This is a genomic window from Myxococcus sp. AM009 (genome assembly GCF_013372605.1).
GTDB lineage: Bacteria > Myxococcota > Myxococcia > Myxococcales > Myxococcaceae > Myxococcus > Myxococcus vastator.
In genome coordinates, this window is record NZ_JABXEP010000332.1 from 1 (window position 1) to 1760 (window position 1760).

Annotated in this window: 1 protein-coding gene; it reads left to right on the forward strand. The window is 73.3% G+C overall.

The features are described from left to right. Positions 1 to 293: 293 nt before the first annotated feature. Positions 294 to 1760 (forward strand): serine/threonine-protein kinase (locus HV824_RS35620; protein ID WP_255208618.1); only part of this gene is annotated, 1467 nt, incomplete at its 3' end.

Consider the following 1760-nt stretch of genomic DNA (forward strand, 5'->3'; position numbering starts at 1 on the left):
CCGTGGGCGTGTGGTGCGGCCCGGGCGCGACGGTCCGCTACACGGATGGCGGCGTCACCTTCCAGGTCGGTCCAGGCGGTCCGGGCGGCTCCGGCCCCGGGCTTGAGGGAAGCGCGGGCGAGCAACTGCCGGAGGTCGACTGCGTCAGCCCCAACCCGTAGCGTCCGCTGTCCGACGTTGGGGGGCCTGTCCGGTGGGCGCTTGCGTGCTGCGCCTGACCGCCGGCCAGGCGCTCTAGACCAGAGCACATCGCCCCACCCGGGTCCTCCTGCTACGCTGCTTCCCGGTTTGAGATGGCTTCCGAGTTGATCTGCGATACCTGCGGCCTGGCCGTACCCGCCGACACCACCGTGTGCCCACGCGATGGGACGGTGGTGCTGTCGTCGTTCGACGTGCCCCCCCGCATGGAGGAGCCGAACGTGGTGGTGCAGGCCCCGGAGCCTCCCCCGCCCGCGGCCGTGCAGAGGGATCCGCTCATCGGCTTGAAGCTGGGCGAGTACGAGCTGCGCTCGCGCATCGGCGTGGGCGGCATGGGGCTGGTGTACGAAGGCATCCAACCGCTCATCGGCAAGCGCGTGGCGGTGAAGGTGCTGCGTCCGGAGCTGGCCCACTCCACCGAGCAGGTGGAGCGGCTGCTGGCGGAGGCCCGCGCCGTCAACGCCATCCGTCACCGGGGCATCATCGACATCTTCGGCTTCGGCCAGGTGCCGGACGGCCGGCAGTACATCGTCATGGAGTACCTGGAGGGCCAGGCGCTCGACGCGGTGCTGACGGAGAAGAACCGGCTGCCGGTGCAGGAGGCGCTGGCGCTGCTCGACGAGGTGCTGGCCGCGCTGGCCGCCGCGCACGGCGCGGGCGTGGTGCACCGCGACCTCAAGCCGAGCAACATCTTCCTGGTGCAGCAGCCGGACGGCTCGCGCTACGTGAAGGTGCTGGACTTCGGGCTCGCCAAGCGAGGCCAGGGCCCCACCGGCCGCACCGCGCAGACGCGCACGGACATGGTGGTGGGCACGCCGGAGTACATGGCGCCGGAGCAGGCGCGCGGCCAGGAAGTGGGTCCGATGACGGACCTCTACGCCCTGGGTGTCGTCACCTTCGAAATCGTCACCGGCCGCCTGCCCTTCGTGGGCAGCTCGCCGGTGGACCTGCTGATGAAACACGTGGAGGCGCGGCCGCCTCGCCCGTCGGAGTTCGTCTCCGATTTGCCGCCCGCGCTGGACGCCTTCATCTTGCAGATGCTCACCAAGGACCCGGAGACGCGCCCCAACTCCGCGGACGCGCTGCGGCAGCAGCTCCACAAGCTGCGCCGCACCCTGCGGGCCTCCACGCGCTCCAACCCCAGCGCGCTCGCGCCCGGCTTCGAGAAGTCCGCCGCGGCGGAAGCGGACTCGCGCCGTCCCACCACGCCGGTGCCGGTGCCTCCGGAGCTGAACACCGAGCTGACCTCGCAGGAGCTGCGCGCCGCGGGCGTCCGGAGCCCGCTGCGCAAGCACCTGCCCCTGGTGGGCGCCGTGAGCTTCGCCGTGCTGCTGCTCGCGGGCGCCGCCGCCGTCGTCATCCGCGCCGCGAAGGCCCCCGCGCTCGTGCCGCCGTCCCTCACGCCGCAGCGGGGCGTGGCGCCGGAGCACGCAGTGGCGCCCGAGCATTCCGCGGCACCGAAGCAGGCCGCCGCGCCCGAGCAGGCCGCCGCGCCCCAGCAGGCCGCCGCGCCCCAGCAGGCCGCCGCGGCCACCCCGCCTCCCGCCGCGCCCGAACAGGAA